Source organism: uncultured Streptococcus sp., from assembly GCF_963516575.1.
Classification (GTDB): Bacteria; Bacillota; Bacilli; order Lactobacillales; family Streptococcaceae; genus Streptococcus.
This window is the reverse complement of sequence record NZ_CAUQCP010000001.1, coordinates 57,807-75,454: the sequence shown is the minus strand read 5'-3', so window position 1 is coordinate 75,454 and position 17,648 is coordinate 57,807. Positions and strand designations below refer to the sequence as shown.

At 38.4% G+C, this 17,648-nt stretch carries 19 protein-coding genes; 8 read left to right on the top strand and 11 right to left on the bottom strand.

Going from position 1 to position 17,648, the window contains the following annotated elements:
• Positions 1-20: 20 nt before the first annotated feature.
• The 4 genes from RWM06_RS00350 to RWM06_RS00335 all read right to left on the bottom strand — a co-directional run bounded on the left by RWM06_RS00350 (position 21) and on the right by RWM06_RS00335 (position 3,246).
• Positions 21-560, bottom strand: a complete 540-nt coding sequence (locus RWM06_RS00350; protein WP_313969688.1) for a ClbS/DfsB family four-helix bundle protein — start codon at positions 558-560, stop codon at positions 21-23.
• A gap of 56 nt (positions 561-616) precedes the next feature.
• Positions 617-1,111 (bottom strand): YkgJ family cysteine cluster protein, encoded by a 495-nt coding sequence (locus tag RWM06_RS00345; RefSeq protein ID WP_000031476.1) that lies wholly within the window; start codon positions 1,109-1,111, stop codon positions 617-619.
• Between the two features lie 132 nt (positions 1,112-1,243).
• Entirely contained in the window at positions 1,244-2,977 is a 1,734-nt protein-coding gene (gene ptsP, locus RWM06_RS00340) for a phosphoenolpyruvate--protein phosphotransferase (protein WP_313969687.1), read from the bottom strand.
• Positions 2,978-2,982: 5 nt separating this feature from the next.
• Entirely contained in the window at positions 2,983-3,246 is a 264-nt protein-coding gene (locus tag RWM06_RS00335) for a phosphocarrier protein HPr (RefSeq protein WP_000146947.1), read from the bottom strand.
• A 349-nt stretch (positions 3,247-3,595) separates the two neighbouring features.
• Between RWM06_RS00335 and nrdH the strand changes: the two genes are divergently transcribed.
• From nrdH to RWM06_RS00315, 4 genes are all read left to right on the top strand, one after another.
• Positions 3,596-3,814, top strand: coding sequence for a glutaredoxin-like protein NrdH (gene nrdH, locus RWM06_RS00330; RefSeq protein WP_049500732.1), 219 nt, complete (start codon positions 3,596-3,598; stop codon positions 3,812-3,814).
• Positions 3,815-3,894: 80 nt separating this feature from the next.
• The gene (nrdE, locus tag RWM06_RS00325; RefSeq protein WP_313969686.1) at positions 3,895-6,054 is read left to right on the top strand and encodes a class 1b ribonucleoside-diphosphate reductase subunit alpha; all 2,160 of its coding nucleotides are present in this window, start codon (positions 3,895-3,897) and stop codon (positions 6,052-6,054) included.
• 193 nt (positions 6,055-6,247) lie between these two features.
• A complete protein-coding gene (gene nrdF, locus RWM06_RS00320; protein ID WP_000451364.1) occupies positions 6,248-7,210 on the top strand; it encodes a class 1b ribonucleoside-diphosphate reductase subunit beta in 963 nt (320 codons plus the stop codon).
• A gap of 142 nt (positions 7,211-7,352) precedes the next feature.
• Complete coding sequence (locus RWM06_RS00315) at positions 7,353-8,120, top strand: DeoR/GlpR family DNA-binding transcription regulator (protein WP_261030540.1); 768 nt, start codon at positions 7,353-7,355, stop codon at positions 8,118-8,120.
• A gap of 104 nt (positions 8,121-8,224) precedes the next feature.
• Here the strand turns inward: RWM06_RS00315 and RWM06_RS00310 are convergent, their stop codons facing one another.
• From RWM06_RS00310 to RWM06_RS00285, 6 genes are all read right to left on the bottom strand, one after another.
• Positions 8,225-8,482 carry a DUF3884 family protein gene (locus RWM06_RS00310; protein WP_000471578.1) on the bottom strand — a complete coding sequence of 86 codons (258 nt, stop codon included), beginning with the start codon at positions 8,480-8,482 and terminating at the stop codon, positions 8,225-8,227.
• A 42-nt stretch (positions 8,483-8,524) separates the two neighbouring features.
• On the bottom strand, positions 8,525-9,931 hold the full coding sequence (gene lacG, locus RWM06_RS00305; protein WP_033688765.1) for a 6-phospho-beta-galactosidase: 1,407 nt from the start codon (positions 9,929-9,931) through the stop codon (positions 8,525-8,527).
• A 213-nt stretch (positions 9,932-10,144) separates the two neighbouring features.
• Complete coding sequence (locus tag RWM06_RS00300; RefSeq protein ID WP_313969685.1) at positions 10,145-11,836, bottom strand: lactose-specific PTS transporter subunit EIIC; 1,692 nt, start codon at positions 11,834-11,836, stop codon at positions 10,145-10,147.
• Positions 11,836-12,153 (bottom strand): PTS lactose/cellobiose transporter subunit IIA, encoded by a 318-nt coding sequence (locus tag RWM06_RS00295; RefSeq protein ID WP_039704004.1) that lies wholly within the window; start codon positions 12,151-12,153, stop codon positions 11,836-11,838. Before RWM06_RS00295 ends, RWM06_RS00300 begins: the two co-directional genes overlap by 1 nt.
• Before the next feature lie 35 nt (positions 12,154-12,188).
• Positions 12,189-13,025: a transcription antiterminator gene (locus RWM06_RS00290; protein WP_313969684.1), complete on the bottom strand. Its 837-nt coding sequence runs from the start codon at positions 13,023-13,025 to the stop codon at positions 12,189-12,191.
• A 623-nt stretch (positions 13,026-13,648) separates the two neighbouring features.
• A complete protein-coding gene (locus RWM06_RS00285) occupies positions 13,649-14,563 on the bottom strand; it encodes a DMT family transporter (RefSeq protein ID WP_313969683.1) in 915 nt (304 codons plus the stop codon).
• 194 nt (positions 14,564-14,757) lie between these two features.
• On the opposite strand from RWM06_RS00285, the gene RWM06_RS00280 reads away from it, so the two are divergent.
• From RWM06_RS00280 to RWM06_RS00265, 4 genes are all read left to right on the top strand, one after another.
• On the top strand, positions 14,758-15,234 hold the full coding sequence (locus tag RWM06_RS00280; protein WP_313969682.1) for an Rrf2 family transcriptional regulator: 477 nt from the start codon (positions 14,758-14,760) through the stop codon (positions 15,232-15,234).
• 152 nt (positions 15,235-15,386) lie between these two features.
• Complete coding sequence (lacA, locus tag RWM06_RS00275; protein WP_313969681.1) at positions 15,387-15,815, top strand: galactose-6-phosphate isomerase subunit LacA; 429 nt, start codon at positions 15,387-15,389, stop codon at positions 15,813-15,815.
• An 11-nt stretch (positions 15,816-15,826) separates the two neighbouring features.
• Entirely contained in the window at positions 15,827-16,345 is a 519-nt protein-coding gene (lacB, locus tag RWM06_RS00270) for a galactose-6-phosphate isomerase subunit LacB (RefSeq protein WP_313969680.1), read from the top strand.
• Between the two features lie 36 nt (positions 16,346-16,381).
• Positions 16,382-16,588: a hypothetical protein gene (locus RWM06_RS00265; RefSeq protein WP_313969679.1), complete on the top strand. Its 207-nt coding sequence runs from the start codon at positions 16,382-16,384 to the stop codon at positions 16,586-16,588.
• Between the two features lie 79 nt (positions 16,589-16,667).
• On the opposite strand, the gene lacD is transcribed toward RWM06_RS00265, so the two are convergent.
• Entirely contained in the window at positions 16,668-17,648 is a 981-nt protein-coding gene (lacD, locus tag RWM06_RS00260; RefSeq protein WP_001229114.1) for a tagatose-bisphosphate aldolase, read from the bottom strand.

Here is a 17,648-nt window from a genome sequence, read left to right as displayed (position 1 = left end):
TTCTATTTCAAGAAATCCATCTATCCCTTACAATTCTTCCGGTGAGCTTTGAGTTTTTTCAGAGCCCAATCATAGTGGCTTGACATGCTACTGACAAAGTAGGAACCTAGACTTGTCCCTCCCGTCCACTTATAGATACCTTTGGTAAAGAGTTCGTCAGTGCTGAAGCCTTCTATTAATTCTAAAACCTCTCTATGTGATTGTTTTAAGAGTCTAGTCGCTTCTTCTAAAGAAGTTTTCTGGTGCTTATTCCAAAAAGCGACATTCATTTGTCCATAAGTTTTCCAATTATAAGGCTCAGGGAGAAAAGGTCTCTCATGACCCTTTTGATTAGAATGGACCCAGGTCAAAAGTAACTGCTGCCATTCATAAAGATGAATCAGGACATCCCGTAGATTTTTATCTCTTTTCCAGTGCACTTCCTTTTTCTTTTGGTCTCTTGAAAAATCAAATGGAGTCTGTAGCTCATCTTCACTTAGTTGGGATATGAAACGATTGAGCTTTTCATAGTTTTCCTTAGAGGCCAGCACTAGCTCCTCTTTTGTTTTTGGTCTAGGCACAGAGTTTCTCCCTTCATATTGCTAGTTATTATGAGAATTTTTTCTCCTTTAAATTTCTATAACTTATCCTTTAATTTCTCCACAAAAAGATAGGCCGCTGGACAGGTTAAGGTATTCTTAATCGTTAGATGGTTGATTTGATGGATCTTTTTGCGGTCTGTATGAGGGAATTCACGACAGGCCTTTGGACGAACGTCATAGATGGAACAGAGATTATCTCCTCCTAAAAATGGGCAAGGCATGGATTTAAAAACCTTATCCCCATCTTCATCTACCTGCAGAAACTCCGCTTCAAAAGCTGGTAATTTCATCTTAAAATACTTGGCGATACGTGTAATATCCGCTTCTTTAAAGTCCGGTCCCAATGTCTTACAACAGTTGGCACAGGCCGTACAATCAATCTCTGCAAAGACTTCTTGGTGAATCTGCTGGGCTATCTTATCTAGATTTTTTGGTGGCTTTTTCTTTAAATTTGCTAAAACTTTTCGATGCTCCTTCTGCTTTTGCAAGGCTAGCTGGTGGTAATACTCGATATCAATTTCTTTAGACATGGTTTCTCTCTTATTCTATTTGTTCCCCCTATTATACCATGCCTCTGACTCATTGAAAAGTGGACTTTACTAGACTATACTATTCCCGAATGTATTAAAAAACCTTGCAACTAGGTTACAAGGTTAAGGACATTAATCGAAGTTAACGTATTCTTTTTGAAGTTCAAGAACTTCTTCCATTGTTGAACATTCTGTAAGGGCACGGTTAGCGTACTCTTCCATCTTAGCAGTGTCTAATTTCTTCATCAAGCTACGTGTACGAAGTACTGATGTTGCTGACATAGAGAACTCATCCAAGCCCATTCCGACAAGAAGTGGAACAGCTTTTTGGTCGCCAGCCATCTCACCACACATACCAGCCCATTTACCTTCAGCGTGAGCTGCCTTGATAACGTTGTTGATCAAGCGAAGGATTGATGGATTATATGGTTGGTAAAGGTATGAAACTTGTTCGTTCATACGATCTGCTGCCATTGTGTATTGGATTAAGTCGTTTGTACCAATTGAGAAGAAGTCAACTTCTTTAGCAAATTGGTCTGCAAGCATCGCTGCTGCAGGGATTTCAATCATGATACCAACTTGGATATCATCCGCAACTGCAACACCTTCAGCAAGAAGGTTTGCTTTTTCTTCATCAAAGACTGCTTTAGCTGCACGGAATTCTTTCAATAGGGCAACCATTGGGAACATGATACGCAATTGACCATGAACAGAAGCACGAAGAAGAGCGCGGATCTGTGTGCGGAACATTGCATCTCCAGTTTCGGCAATAGAGATACGAAGGGCACGGAATCCAAGGAATGGGTTCATTTCGTGTGGCATATCAAAGTAAGGAAGTTCCTTATCTCCGCCGATATCCATTGTACGAACAACGACTGGTTTACCATTCATTCCCTCAAGAACTGCCTTGTATGCTTCATACTGCTCATCTTCAGTTGGGAAATCTTGAGAATCCATGTATAAGAATTCTGTACGGTAAAGTCCAACAGCTTCAGCACCATTGTTGTTAACACCTTCAACGTCTTTTGGAGTACCGATATTAGCAGCCAACTCGAAGTGTTTACCGTCAGCAGTCACTGTTTGAGCATCTTTCAACAGTGCCCATTCAGCTTTTTGTTTAGCATAAGCTTCACCAGCTGCTTTAAATTCTGCCGCTTGTTCATCTGTTGGGGTGATAATCACTTCACCAGTAATTCCGTTAACGGCAAGAATATCACCGTCTTTCACTACTTCAGTGATGTTATTTGTTCCCAATACAGCTGCAATTTCAAGTGTACGTGCCATGATAGCTGAGTGGCTTGTACGTCCACCGATGTTTGTTACAAAAGCTTTTACAAAGTTTTTGTCCAATTGAGCTGTATCAGATGGTGTCAAGTCATGCGCAATCACGATTACTTCTTCGTTGATAGAAGCTGGGTTTGGCAATTTTTTACCAAGAAGGTTTGCCAATACACGTTTTGTCACGTCGCGGATATCCGCTGCACGTTCTTGCATATATGGGTTATCTTCCATACCTTCAAAGATAGTGATGAACATGTCAGTCACTTCTTTAAGACCTGCTTCAGCATTGACTTTCTTAGCACGGATTGTTTCTTTAATCTGACCAATCAATTCTGGGTCAGCAAGAACCATCAAATGAGCGTCAAAAACTTGAGCCGCTTCTTCACCAAGCGTACCTACAGCTTTCTCGCGGATAAGAGAAAGCTCGTTTTGAGAAGCTTCAAGAGCAACATCCAAACGAGCCTCTTCTGCGTTTGTATCTTCGACTGAAACAGTCTCGAATGACAAATCCGGTTGAACGAGTAGATATGCTTTTGCAACTGCAACACCGTCAGATGCTGCGATTCCTTTAAGCATTTCTGTCATTTTCCTTATGCCAATCCTTCTTTTTCCATTGTTTCTGAGATTGCAGCGATAGCGTCATCTGCATCTGCACCTTCAGCTGAGATAGTTACGTCAGCACCTTGGCCAACACCAAGACTCATAACACCCATGATTGATTTAAGGTTAACTGATTTACCTTTGTACTCAAGAGTGATATCTGAAGCAAATTTGCTAGCAGTTTGTACCAACAATGTTGCTGGACGTGCGTGAATACCTGTTTCTGCCACTACGTGGAAATCTTTAGAAGCCATAGTTTGACTCTCCTTTTGTTCTTTCTTTTTTGAGTTATATGTGATAACCCTTACAATTTTGTATTATATCATCTTCTAGGATTTTTTTCAAGCATTTTATGGGATTTATTCGATTTCCTTTCAGATAACTTGCTGAAAATCTTCTATCCTAGATGGCAAAACACAGGATATAGTTTTTCAAAAAACAAATCATAGGATAATTATCACTATTTCACAAAGCAAACACTACATATTGTGTTTTGTTAGGTTATGTAGAAAAATAGACCACTATATTTAGTTTTAAATCATTGACAAAAATTTATTTTCTGATATACTAGGATAGAATTAAATTTTAAAGAGGAGTTACACAATGGTAACCGTTTATTCTAAAAACAACTGTGTCCAATGTAAAATGACCAAGCGTTTCTTGGACAGTAATAATGTCACTTATCGTGAAATCAATCTTGATGAGCAACCTGAGTACATCGATCAAGTTAAAGAGCTCGGTTTCAGCGCAGCTCCTGTTATCCAAACACCAACTGAAGTCTTTTCAGGTTTCCAACCAGGAAAATTGAAACAATTAGCATAATCTTAGTACATCATCCAGAAGAAACTGCTTCTAGGGCTAACTTAGAAGCCTTTCTTTTGTAATTAGATAAGGGAAATTTTATGGGATTAAAACATCTTGAGGACGTGACTTATTTCCGTCTCAATAACGAAATCAACCGTCCTGTCAATGGACAAATCATGCTTCATAAAGATAAGGAAGCCTTGGATGCCTTCTTTAAAGAAAATGTAGTTCCAAATACTATGGTTTTTGATTCAATCAAAGATAAAATCGACTACCTCATTGAACACAACTACATCGAAACAGCCTTTATCAAGAAATACCGTCCAGAATTTTTGGAAGAATTGGCTCAATTTATCAAAGAACAAAACTTCCAATTCAAGTCTTTCATGGCTGCCTATAAGTTTTACAATCAATATGCCTTGAAGACAAACGACGGTGAATATTATCTTGAAAGTATGGAAGACCGCGTCTTCTTTAACGCCCTTTATTTCGCTGATGGCAATGAAGCTGTTGCAATCGATATTGCCAATGAAATCATCCACCAACGCTACCAACCTGCTACTCCTTCCTTCTTGAATGCTGGACGTGCTCGTCGTGGGGAGTTGGTATCTTGTTTCTTGATTCAAGTAACTGATGACATGAACTCTATCGGACGTTCTATCAACTCTGCCCTTCAACTTTCACGTATCGGTGGTGGTGTGGGCATTACCCTCAGCAACCTTCGTGAAGCTGGTGCACCGATTAAAGGCTATGAAGGAGCAGCTTCTGGTGTCGTACCAGTTATGAAGCTTTTTGAAGACAGCTTCTCTTACTCCAACCAATTGGGGCAACGTCAAGGTGCTGGTGTTGTCTACCTCAACGTCTTTCACCCAGATATCATCGCCTTCCTTTCCACTAAGAAAGAAAATGCCGATGAAAAAGTTCGTGTCAAAACCCTTTCACTTGGTGTTGTAGTACCCGATAAATTCTACGAACTAGCTCGTAAAAATGAAGAAATGTACCTCTTCAGCCCTTACTCAGTAGAGCTTGAATACGGTGTGCCATTTAACTACATCGACATCACTGAAAAATACGATGAGCTAGTCGCAAATCCAAATATCCGCAAAACAAAAATCAAGGCGCGTGATTTGGAAACTGAAATCTCTAAATTGCAACAAGAGTCTGGCTACCCTTATGTCGTCAACATTGATACGGCTAACCGTGCAAATCCTGTTGATGGTAAGATTATCATGAGCAACTTGTGTTCTGAGATTCTTCAAGTTCAAGAACCAAGCTTGATCAACGATGCTCAAGAATTCCTTCAAATGGGAACGGACGTTTCATGTAACCTTGGTTCAACCAACGTAGTCAACATGATGACTTCACCTGACTTTGGTCGTTCTATCCGTGCTATGGTTCGTGCCCTTACTTTCGTTACAGATAGTTCACACATCGTAGCTGTTCCTACTATCGACCATGGAAATAGCCAAGCTCACACCTTTGGACTTGGTGCAATGGGACTTCACAGCTACCTTGCACAACAACTGATTGAATATGGGTCACCTGAGTCTGTTGAATTTACAAGCATCTACTTTATGCTTATGAACTACTGGACTTTAGTTGAGTCAAACAATATTGCGCGTGAACGTGGTATCACCTTCCATAACTTTGAAAAATCAGACTATGCTAACGGAAGCTACTTCGACAAGTATGTGACTGGCGAATTTGTTCCAAAATCAGACCGTGTTAAAGAACTCTTCAAAGATGTCTTTATCCCAAGTGCTGCTGACTGGGCTGAACTTCGCGACAAGGTTCAAGCAGATGGTCTTTACCACCAAAACCGCCTTGCTGTAGCGCCAAATGGTTCTATCAGCTACATCAACGACGTTTCTGCTTCTATCCACCCGATTACGCAACGTATCGAAGAACGCCAAGAGAAGAAAATCGGTAAAATCTACTACCCTGCTGCTGGCTTGTCAACAGAAACCATTCCTTACTACACTTCTGCTTACGACATGGATATGCGTAAAGTGATTGATGTCTATGCTGCTGCAACTGAGCACGTGGACCAAGGACTTTCACTCACCCTCTTCATGCGTAGTGATATTCCAAAAGGTCTTTACGAATGGAAGAAAGAAAACAAACAAACGACACGTGACTTGTCTATCCTTCGCAACTATGCCTTTAACAAGGGCATCAAGTCTATCTACTACGTCCGTACCTTTACAGATGATGGTGGAGAAGTCGGTGCCAACCAATGTGAAAGCTGTGTGATTTAATCTTTGCTTGAGGAAACTACATTTTCTCAGATTAGTATTCATTCACCCTGCTAAACTAAATTGGAATAAGCATCTATACTATGGAAAAACAAAAAAGTCGGGCTTCCGACTTTTTGTGCGAAACTACTCTAGAATTATGATAAAATAGAGATAATTGTGAGTTCGCAATACTAAACACAGAAAGAGATTTCAAATGGAAACTTACTACAAAGCCATTAACTGGAATGCCATCGAAGATGTCATCGACAAATCAACTTGGGAAAAGCTGACGGAGCAATTCTGGCTTGATACACGTATTCCCTTATCAAATGACTTGGATGACTGGAGAAAGTTATCAAACAAGGAAAAAGACCTGGTCGGTAAAGTCTTTGGTGGATTAACTCTCTTGGATACCATGCAATCTGAAACTGGGGTTCAAGCCCTTCGTGCAGACATCCGTACACCACATGAAGAAGCTGTTTTCAATAACATCCAATTTATGGAATCTGTCCATGCAAAATCTTATTCATCAATCTTTTCTACCTTAAATACCAAGGCTGAGATTGAAGAAATTTTCGAATGGACCAATACCAATCCTTATCTACAAAAGAAGGCTGAGATTGTCAACGAAATCTACCTCAACGGTAGCCCACTTGAAAAGAAAGTTGCCAGTGTCTTTCTTGAAACCTTCCTCTTCTACTCAGGTTTCTTCACTCCCCTCTACTATCTTGGGAACAACAAGCTAGCCAATGTTGCGGAAATCATCAAATTGATTATTCGTGATGAGTCTGTTCACGGAACCTACATCGGTTATAAATTCCAACTTGGTTTCAATGAATTACCTGAAGAAGAGCAAGAAAAACTCAAAGAATGGATGTACGACCTGCTCTACACTCTCTACGAGAACGAAGAAGGCTATACAGAGAGTCTTTATGACGGTGTTGGTTGGACGGAAGAAGTTAAAACCTTCCTTCGCTACAATGCTAACAAGGCTCTCATGAACCTGGGACAAGATCCACTCTTCCCAGATTCAGCTGATGATGTCAACCCAATCGTTATGAACGGTATTTCAACAGGAACATCTAACCACGACTTCTTCTCTCAAGTCGGAAATGGTTACCTCCTTGGCGAAGTTGAAGCCATGCAAGACGATGACTACAACTACGGTTTGGACTAATTCAACTATCCCAGTACTGATAACAAATATCATGGTCTGTTTAAAACAACCATGGTATTTTTGTTTTTGTTTTCTTTTGTTTTTTAAATTGATTGATTGAATACTTTATGATAAAATAGTAATAGAAATAGAGGTGATGACGATGTTAAAGCAGGAAAAACTAGATAATATTCTAGAAACGGTAAATACAAAGGGAACTATTACTGTAAAAGAAATCATGACTCGCTTGGATGTATCAGATATGACTGCTAGACGCTACTTGCAAGAGTTAGCTGACAAAGATTTACTTGTTCGTGTGCACGGGGGAGCTGAAAAAATTCGCACAGGTTCCATTTTAAACAATGAACGTTCCAATATTGAAAAACAAAGCTTACAGATTGCAGAAAAACAAGAAATTAGCCGTTTTGCAGGCCATTTAATTGATGAGGGTGAAACCATTTTTATTGGACCAGGAACAACCTTGGAATCTTTTGCTCGTGAACTTCCAATTGATAATATTCGTGTTGTAACAAACAGTTTACCAGTATTTCTCATCCTAAACGAACGAAAACTAACAGATTTGATTTTAATCGGTGGAAACTACCGCTCTATCACTGGAGCCTTTGTGGGAACACTAACCTTGCAAAACTTGTCCAATTTACAATTTTCTAAAGCCTTCGTTAGCTGTAATGGTATTCAGGACAATGCGATTGCGACCTTCAGCGAAGAGGAAGGTGAATCCCAACGCATCGCCCTCAATAATTCCAATAAAAAATACTTACTAGCTGACAATAGTAAGTTCAATAAATTTGATTTTTATACCTTCTACAATATCTCTGATATTGATACCATCGTTTCAGACTCTAAACTGAGCAAAGAGACCTTCGAACAACTTTCAAAACAAACAAAAATTATTCTTTCTAAACCATAAAACTGAGGATTGATAAAATATAAAATGCGTCATATCAAGAAAATAAGAATCTTGATATGACGCATTTTCTGATGAAGATTGTTACAAAGAGTTTCCTAGATTCTTTATGATTGTTGAAACGGCATAAAATCTGAATCAAAGGAGATATTATCCCGTTCTTCAGGACTGATAAAATTTAAAAAGATATTTTTAAATTCTTCCAGCTCATAGTCTGAATGGCAAATCCATTCTTTACCGGTAGAGACATACCATTTCCCAAGTTTTTTCAGCTCCTCATTAGTCAAACAAGGTATTTGAGAACATTTATCAAAATTGATAATATAAACTTTTTCATAAATTGATTGGATAAAATCTTTAAACATCTTTATGCCTCACTAAAATTCTATATCTAATTACTAATTCTACTACTCAATCACTTGAGTTTCTGATACTTTCTTATACCAGTGAGCTGATTTCTTAGGATAACGTTCTTGAGTTTCAAAGTCTACATAGAAGAGACCGTAACGTTTTTCATAACCGTTTGACCATGAGAAGACATCCATTAATGACCAAATAAAGTAACCTTTTACATTAGCTCCATCTGCAATAGCATCAGATAATACTTCCAAGTGTTGTTTCACATAATCAATACGGCCATCATCGTAAACAGTGTTATCAACGAACTCATCTTTATAGCCAAGACCATTTTCAGTGATGTAAATCTTCTTGTAGTTCGGATAATCTTTCTTCACGCGCATGATTTGGTCATACAAACCTTGAGGGTAGATAATCCAATCCCAATCCGTACGTGGTACATAGTCAGGAGCTACACGACGACCAACACCTTTAATTTGGTATTTAGAGCTTCCTTTTTCACCTTTACCATTATGGATGATTTCTGTTTCTCCATCAAATGCTTCCATCCAGTCACTCATATAGTAATTAATTCCAAGGAAGTCATTCAAGTCTTTTGCGGCTTCTAATACTTCGAAATCTTCTTCACGAAGATCTAAGCTACCACCATTGGCAGCCAAGATAGCCTCTACCCCTGCCAGAGTCTTTTCAGAGTAGTGACCCAGATAAGTTGCATCCAAGATAAATTTGTTATGGATAATGTCCTCCAACTCCGCCGCAATAACATCTGCAGGATTTTCAGGATCTAAAGGATACTTGGTTGGCAGAGCGTGAACAACACCAATTTCACCTTTATATCCTTTATCTTTATATAGTTTTACAGCGCGTGCATGAGACACCATCATATTGTGGTGCGATTGGAAAACTTTAGCGAGGTCGTACTGAATACCTGGAGGGAATTTACCAACCAAGTATTGACCATCACCAATTGGCCCAATTTCATTAAAGGTTGTCCAATAGTTTACTTCTGGGAATTCTTCAAAACAGAAAGCCGCGTAGTCTACAAAGTGTTCAATGTTTTCACGGTTTAAGAAGTCTCCATTTGAGTGGAGAGCTTCTGGAGTGTCAAAGTGATGAAGAGTTACAAAAGGCTCAACATGACGTTTGTGACACTCTGCAAATAAATTATGATAAAACTCAACACCTTTCTGATTTACTTGACCGTAACCGGTTGGGAAAATACGTGACCAAGCAATAGAAATTCGAATACCATTGACACCATACTCTTCTGCTAACTTTAGGTCAACTGGATATCGATTGTAAAAATCACTGGCTGGTTCTGCAGTGTACCAGTAGTTATCTTCAAGATATTTATCCCAAGCAACTGGTCCTTTTCCATCAGTATGTGTAGCACCTTCTGCTTGATAAGCAGCTGTAGCGCCACCGAAAATAAAGTCTTTTGGTAATGTTTTTGTCATTTTTTCACCTATTTCTTAATTTAAATAAAGTAAAAGTGAGAGGAGAGGAGTCAGTGAGCCATCCTTCTCCATCTCACTTCTTGTACCAAGTCACCGAATTGTGACATGAGGAGGTAAAAACAATATCTTTTTACCGACGAATTAACAAGGCGATTAGGAAATTCGCCATAGCGATTTCCGTAACGATAGGAGACTGTTTTATAGTCCCTATCGTTAATCGAATTGAGCTTGTACGAATGCAAGAGCACCTTTTCCATCACGAGTTAATTTGATGTATTGAGCGCCTTCTGTCTTGGCAAGTTTAATACCGAGTTTATCTGTTTCTGCTTTCATATCTTCAAAGTTTGAAGCAACTTGAGGGGCAAGGATAACTAGATCAAACTCTGGTAACATTTCACGGTGAGCACCATAGCCACCTGCTGCTGCTTTCACAGGGACATTGTATTCTGCTGCTGCCTTATTCAAAGCATTCGCAAGAAGTCCACTTGTTCCTCCACCAGCACAGAGAACGAGAACATTTGTTTCTTCAGTGATAGTATTTTGTGCTGCATCGACACCCGCTTTTTCAAGAATAGCATCTGCTTTTGCAGTGTTGAAGTTTGCAGCAACTTTTTCTTTCAATTCATCATTAGACTTACCTGAACGTTCTTCTTCAAGAATTTGTTCATCATAGACTTTAAGGAATGGATAGTAAATCACTACGTCAACCACGATTAGAAGGGCAGCAAGAATGAATGATAGAACTTGGAAGTTCGTACCAAGAACTAGACCTAGTGGAGCTGGAGTTGTCCATGGTAGATTAGCAGTAAATGAGTTCATTCCAAGAGCTTCAATAAAGAATTTGAAGATCCAAACGTTTGCGATTGGAGCAAAGATAAATGGAATGAAGAAGATTGGGTTCAATACAAGTGGTGCACCAAACAAGATTGGTTCATTTACACCGAAGAAGGTAGGAACTACTGAAGCACGTCCGATCGCACGGTTACGTTTCGATTTTGTCAACCACATGAACATGAATGGAACAACCAGTGTCGCACCAGTACCACCCATGGTAACGATAAACATTTGTGTACCAGAAGTAAGAATCTTGTCAGCGTGCATACCTTGTTGGATAAGGTTCAAGTTGACTTCGGCGTTTGCATAGGTAATAGCTGCGATAGCAGGCTCAACGATAGATGGACCATGGATACCAACAAACCAGAAGAAGGCAAAGGCACCAAAGATAATGGTAATACCTAGATAGCCATCAGCTGCAGAGAATAATGGAGCAAAGAATTTACCGATTGATTCTGCCACACTAGAACCAACAAAATGACGAGCTAGTAAATCAAGAGCATAAAGTGAAACAACTGAGAGAGTGAATGGAATCACATCTTTAAAAACTTGTGAGATATTTGGTGGAACTTCGTCAGGCATACGAATAGTGACGTTGTTCTTAACACAAACTTTATAGATTGCTACGGTAACAAAGGCAGCAAGGAAGGCTGAAAGCAAACCTTTTGTCCCCAAGAATCCAGTAGCTAGACCATTTTCGATAGGATCAGCTGCCAACATCAACAAACCAACAATTGCTGCCAACAGTGTTGACATATAGTTGATTTGATTGGTTTTCTCCATGCTACGGTTTACTGAATCGGTCAGTGATTTAGCTGTTGTACCAGCTACCAAGAGAGCTAGAATCCCCATTGAATAGCTATATGGTTTCATCAGAAAGGCTACAACTTCATCAGACCATTTAAAGCCCCATGAGTTTGGTACAAAGGCAATCAAGATAAAAATACTTGAGAAGAGAATAACAGGCATACCTGCAATAAAACCATCACGAATGGCACGAAGGTAGATATTACGAGATAGTTTCTCAAAGAAAGGCTTTCCTTTCTCAATAAATGCAATGAGTTTATTCATTACTTAACTCCTCTCTTGTAAAGTTCAATTAAGTGGTGCATCAAATCTTTTAACAAGATAGTTGTCATCAAGTGGTCTTGGCCATGCATCATGGTCACACTATAAGCTAAGTCTTCACCAGAAGCTTCCTTAGTCAATAGACTTGTTTGAGCGTGGTGAGCTTCAGCAATACAAGAACCAGCTTCCTCTACAAGAGCGTCCGCTTTTGCAAAATCCCCAGCTTCAGCAGCCTTCAAGGCTTCCAATAGTTTTGAACGAGCATCACCAGCATAGGCAACAATCTCAAAACCTAACAATGTTACTTCTTCTCTATTCATGATAGAATTCTCCTTATATAGTTTTAAATAAATTTTTATGACAATAAACGTTGGATATGTAGAACTAGATAAACTCGTTCACTTTTATACAAATCAAGACCCGTATGTTGCGTAATCACATCATAGATCTCGGAACCAATCTCGAACGCTTTTGGATAGGATTGTTTAATATGATCTTCCATATCCAGAAGTGATTGATTATCATCTCTAGATCTGTCTAAATAATCCAAGAAATAATTCAAATGAATCATAAAGCGATCATAGAAATGATTATTCTCTTTGGTTCGTTGAATTGCATAACCCTTTAGCACTTCCTCAACATTCCTGAGAATTTCTTTCCTCTTATCAATCGATTCAACCATTTGGACTTCATTCTCACCCTCAGCATTGATGAAATGATAAGCAATCCGAATAATTTCGTCCTCAGGAAAATGATCTGCTAGCTTCTGGCGGTAAATTTCGAAAGCTTCGTTTGCGATTTGAAAAGCGACAGGATACTTGACAGAAATATCTGGCAAATTACTATCCTTGTACCTTCCTTGTGCTAGAGCTTGATAAGAACAGTAAATATGGTCTGTCAAGGTTACGTAGAGATATTCTTGAATCGGATAATGATATTTCTTTGAAAGCTTATCAATGATCTCATAAGTCACTGTGATAAAATCTAGCGGAACATCTTTGAGAAGAGCCATAAAGTTTTCTCTTGACTCTTCGGTCTTCATCCGAAAGATTTTCTCAACCTGATGTTCAGCAATCAAATCTCCCTTCTTCTTTCCGAATGCAATCCCCTTACCAATCACAATCACTTCTTCTCCTTTATCATTTCTGACAAGCGAGACATTGTGATTCATTGGATTTAGAATTCGATACATGTCAACCTCCTTTTATATCTTAAAGGTATATGAGTACAAAAAATGACCACAAATGAACTAGAAAATCAGCCGATTTCTAATTCACCTGTGATCATGCCTAATATTACTTAGTAACACTCACCTTGTATTAACTTGTAACTGTATTTTATCATAATGCTGATAATTTGTAAACCCTTACGAAGAACTTTTTTATTTTTTTCCGCATGTTTTTATCGTCTCTTGTCTAGAAGAATAAACTGAAGGAAATAATAGCTAATAATTAAATCGCTGGGTTCTAACCTGACTTCCTCCACGGAGCTTGTTATAAATTCAAGCTCAGGAAATTTTGATTGTGCCACCTGATTCATTTCTGGAATCTCTTCTATCCCGATAAAACGAACTTCTTTTTTAGACTTGTGACGCTGGTATAATTTACCAATCAGATTACCCGTTGCGGAGCCTAGCTCATAACATAAGAAATGGTCACGAATAAAAAAATCGCTTAGATGACAAACAAGGTCCTATCCTTCATCATATAAAGAAATGGATTGTCTAACATGCTCATCAAAATGTTGAGCTACACCATTACCAAAACTCCATTGTGTTCCATTTTGAATAACAATTTCATTTCCAACTTCCATAGACTACTCCTCTTCTCCCTTGACTTTCCAGTTTACTAATACCAATGCTAATACAACCATCGAACCCCCAAGAACCAAATTCAATGTAAACGGCTCATGTAAGCCCAGAATAGAAAAGATAGTTGAAAATACTGGAACTAAAAACAAGAAACTGCTAGCTACTGTTGCTCCCCTTTGTCCTAGACTATAAAACCACAGTCCAAACGAACCAACAGACGCAGGAATAATTAACCATATAAACCAAACCCAGCCCCAAAATCCTAAATTTAGAAAGTTATAACTTTCATGCACAGGTATTGAGAATAAGTAAAGGAATACCCCACCTAATAACAATTGCCAAGCTGTAAATATCCAAGGACCATTATCAAAAGGAATTTTCTTGGTGACAACTGTATTGATCGACCAACAAAATGAACCCAGTAAAGCAAATAAAGCACCTAAACTAAACGCAGATACATCTAGTCCAATACAAGTAACAACTCCAGCCACACCTAATACTAAGGCACTTATCTTCTGAATAGTCAATGTATCCTTTAACAAAAAATGTGCTAAGAAAGCTAACCAAAGAGGATTCGTAAATAAGATAATGGATGACATCGATGATGACACATCATGAGCTAGGGCAAGATTAAGAAATCCCATGGTTCCAGCTGTCTGTAAGAGCCCGATAGTCACAACCAATATAAACCCCTTTATCTTGCTACCTTGACTTTTAGGGATGATAGTCCTCCCCTTGCCAAATAAAAACGATAATACCAACATCACTAACCCAGCAATAATAAATCGAACACCCCCAAGTAATAATGGAGGAGTCTTTTCAACTACTATGAGATATTTCCCAGTTGGAAAAGACGACCCCATAAAAAGTGTGGTCAGTAATATAGAAATCAAAAAAATAAAATTTGAACCTCGTTTCATTTATTTCCCCTTCTTTCAAAAGATATTGATGATATTTTTTGTCTTTTATTCTACTCTTTTAAAAATGAATGTCAAGAGATTTATCAAAAAATTCCAAGATTATTTTTTAAACTCCTATGTATTGAGAAAAAAACAAAAAAAGGCTATACTGGTAATTGTGGATAATGATTATCTTTTTATATGGAGGTACAAACATGCGATTGTCATCAGGTTGGGAACAGTCAGTCTATGTCTTACTCATGTTAGATCAGCTCCCTGAAGGAAAATATATCAATACAATTTCCTTGAGTGAACGGCTAGAAGTTTCAGATTCTTATTTGAAAAAAATTATAAAACTATTAGACAACGAAGGATTGGTTAAATCCGTTAGAGGGAAAAATGGAGGCGTTGCTCTTTCTAAACCCCTCAGCCAAATCACCTTTTACGATGTATTTGTAGCTATAGAAGGAAAAAATCGAATCTTTGAAAGTCAAAATCTTCTAAAAAAATTCTTAGGTAACGAGGAAAGTAAAAAAGCTAAAAGATGCGTCGTAAGCAACTCTCTTGATATTATTGAAAATACTTTAGTTGCAACCCTGACTTCTATTACACTCAGCCAGGTAGCCCATCAATCTGAGATTAACTATGATTTAACCGATATCAGAAATTGGATCAATAAATGCCAAAACTAGCTGAAGAAAAAATTCTTCAACTATTTTTTGTAAATCCTTGACAAATAATTTTACAAGGACTATACTATATTTGAAGATATAATATATCTTCTATATCGTCAACAATGATCTTTCATTGCATGCTTTTGGATAGCTAAAGAAAGAAGGTTCTTATGAAAGTTATTTTAGCTACTGACCAAGATGGTTTCCAACTGAAAGAAACCGTCAAACACTATCTGCTTCATTCTGGTTATGAAGTAATTGACCTCAACTCTACACAAGATTCTGCGGATTTCGTTGATTCTACTGTCAATGCTATTACAGAGTTTAGAAAATATAAGCAAGCTCGTGCTATTCTTTTTGACAAGTTTGGACATTCTTTTATGCCTGCTAATAAGTTTAAAGGTATTATCTGCGCCGCTGTTTACGATGAACACTCTGCCATGATGACTATTCGACACAATTCTACTCCAATCATTACAATTGGTTCTGGAATTACAGGTGATATTTTAGCAGTTGAAATAGTCAAAGCCTTTCTTGAGCACAACTATGATTCTGGTCGTCACCAAGTTCGCATTGATATGCTGAACAAGCTCTGCTAGGAGGTATTCACATGAAAATTGCTCTCGGTTGTGATCACATTGTAACAGATGTGAAGATGAAGATTTCAAAACACCTAAAAGAACAAGGTCATGAAATCATTGATGTTGGTACTTATGATTTCGTCCGTACTCACTATCCGATTTATGGTCGCTTAATTGCAGAGGAGGTCGTCAATGGACGGGCTGACTTTGGAGTTGCCCTTTGCGGTACAGGTGTTGGAATTGCTGTATCTGCTGATAAAGTTCCTGGAACTCGAGTTGTACTTGTCGGAGATGTTGCGACTGCTCGTTCCGCTCGTGAAAATCTCAATGCTAATATTGTTGCTTTTGGTGGTGCTATCCTAGGTATCAATTTCATTAACAACATTGTAGATGAATTTATCAATACCAAGTACAAACCAAGTCCTGAAAAAGAGGAATTGATTGCGAAAATTGATAAACTATCTGAAGTGAGCCCAGATGTAGCTGCCAATGATCATATCTTCGATGAAGAGAATGCCAAGTGGGAGCGTGGAGAATATCACGATTAACTTGCATTCCTTCTTATATATTTTATCTAATACTAAATGAAAATCAAAGAGCAAACTAGGAAGCTAGTCGCAGGCTGCTCAAAGCACTTCTTTGAGGTTGTAGATAGAACTTACGAAGTCAGCTCAAAACACTGTTTTGAGGTTGCAGATGAAACTGATGAAATCAGTAACCATACATACGGTAAGGCGACGCTGACGTGGTTTGAAGAGATTTTCGAAGAGTATAACCTTGAGGATAACTAACTCAAGGTTATTTTTACGTCATCAAAAAAGTCTAGAGATATTACTATCACTAGACTGAATATTTTTTACAATTTGAGTGCTACACGCGTTCTTTCCATGAAGTCGCTGTTGTTTGAAGAACTTTGTTGAGCTCGTCAATGTTTTCAAATCCAGTTGTGCGAAGCCATTCGCGAGCTGCTGCTTCACCATCTTTGATGTAAGCTTCAACTGATCCTGCCCATGTTGCACGGCCACAAAGAACTCCATTAAAGTTTGCACCTGATTCATGAGCAAATACAAGAGTATCTTGGAAGAGTTTAGCTGATACACCAGCACTCAAGTAGATGTATGGCAAGTTAGTTGCTTCATCTTGTGCTTTGAAGAAAGCTGCTGCTTCTTCACGTGTATAAACTACTTCACCTTCAGCGAAGCCTTCAACATATTTAATGTTAACAGGAACTTCTACTTTCAAGACATCAATGTTAAAGCGTGGGTCTGAGAAGACTTTCATAGCACCGATAACTTTATGTGGTTTTACTTTAGCGTATTCTACAGAACCTGCGTCAGCAATTTTTTCATCGTAAGCAAGGATTTCAAGGAAGAATGGGATATCTTCAGCCACACACTCAGAACCGATGCGTTCGATATAAGCTTGTTTTTCTTGGTTGAGTTCATCTGAGCTATCTACATCATAGTAAAGCAAGAATTTAACTGCATCTGCACCTTCTTCTTTAATACGTTTTGCAGACCAAACATCCAAGCAGTCTGGCAAACGTTTTGTACTTGTTGTGTCATAACCTGTTTTTTCATAAGCAAGGAGAAGACCAGCTTTTTCATCAAGAGCTTTAGTTGCTGGAAGTCCATATTCAGGGTCAAGAAGCATAGATGAAGCGTATTTAGTCAATTCATCTGCTACCAAGACTTTAAGTTCTTCCATTTGAGCTACAGTTGGTTCTTCTGTTTGGTGTTGAGCCATGAGGCGTTTCAAAGCACCACGTTGGTCAAAAGCAAGAGCTGAGATGATTCCATTTTCATCAGAAAGTTTTTCTAAGCGTGCACGTTTTTGTTCTGTTAAAGCCAT

Bases quoted from the DNA above. Each gene is read 5' to 3' on its own strand.
- RWM06_RS00345 (WP_000031476.1), bottom strand. From the start codon at position 1,111: ATGTCTAAAGAAATTGATATCGAGTATTACCACCAGCTAGCCTTGCAA.
- ptsP (WP_313969687.1), bottom strand. From the start codon at position 2,977: ATGACAGAAATGCTTAAAGGAATCGCAGCATCTGACGGTGTTGCAGTT.
- RWM06_RS00335 (WP_000146947.1), bottom strand. From the start codon at position 3,246: ATGGCTTCTAAAGATTTCCACGTAGTGGCAGAAACAGGTATTCACGCA.
- nrdH (WP_049500732.1), top strand. From the start codon at position 3,596: ATGGTAACCGTTTATTCTAAAAACAACTGTGTCCAATGTAAAATGACC.
- nrdE (WP_313969686.1), top strand. From the start codon at position 3,895: ATGGGATTAAAACATCTTGAGGACGTGACTTATTTCCGTCTCAATAAC.
- nrdF (WP_000451364.1), top strand. From the start codon at position 6,248: ATGGAAACTTACTACAAAGCCATTAACTGGAATGCCATCGAAGATGTC.
- RWM06_RS00315 (WP_261030540.1), top strand. From the start codon at position 7,353: ATGTTAAAGCAGGAAAAACTAGATAATATTCTAGAAACGGTAAATACA.
- RWM06_RS00310 (WP_000471578.1), bottom strand. From the start codon at position 8,482: ATGTTTAAAGATTTTATCCAATCAATTTATGAAAAAGTTTATATTATC.
- lacG (WP_033688765.1), bottom strand. From the start codon at position 9,931: ATGACAAAAACATTACCAAAAGACTTTATTTTCGGTGGCGCTACAGCT.
- RWM06_RS00300 (WP_313969685.1), bottom strand. From the start codon at position 11,836: ATGAATAAACTCATTGCATTTATTGAGAAAGGAAAGCCTTTCTTTGAG.
- RWM06_RS00295 (WP_039704004.1), bottom strand. From the start codon at position 12,153: ATGAATAGAGAAGAAGTAACATTGTTAGGTTTTGAGATTGTTGCCTAT.
- RWM06_RS00290 (WP_313969684.1), bottom strand. From the start codon at position 13,025: ATGTATCGAATTCTAAATCCAATGAATCACAATGTCTCGCTTGTCAGA.
- RWM06_RS00285 (WP_313969683.1), bottom strand. From the start codon at position 14,563: ATGAAACGAGGTTCAAATTTTATTTTTTTGATTTCTATATTACTGACC.
- RWM06_RS00280 (WP_313969682.1), top strand. From the start codon at position 14,758: ATGCGATTGTCATCAGGTTGGGAACAGTCAGTCTATGTCTTACTCATG.
- lacA (WP_313969681.1), top strand. From the start codon at position 15,387: ATGAAAGTTATTTTAGCTACTGACCAAGATGGTTTCCAACTGAAAGAA.
- lacB (WP_313969680.1), top strand. From the start codon at position 15,827: ATGAAAATTGCTCTCGGTTGTGATCACATTGTAACAGATGTGAAGATG.
- RWM06_RS00265 (WP_313969679.1), top strand. From the start codon at position 16,382: ATGAAAATCAAAGAGCAAACTAGGAAGCTAGTCGCAGGCTGCTCAAAG.
- lacD (WP_001229114.1), bottom strand. From the start codon at position 17,648: ATGGCTTTAACAGAACAAAAACGTGCACGCTTAGAAAAACTTTCTGAT.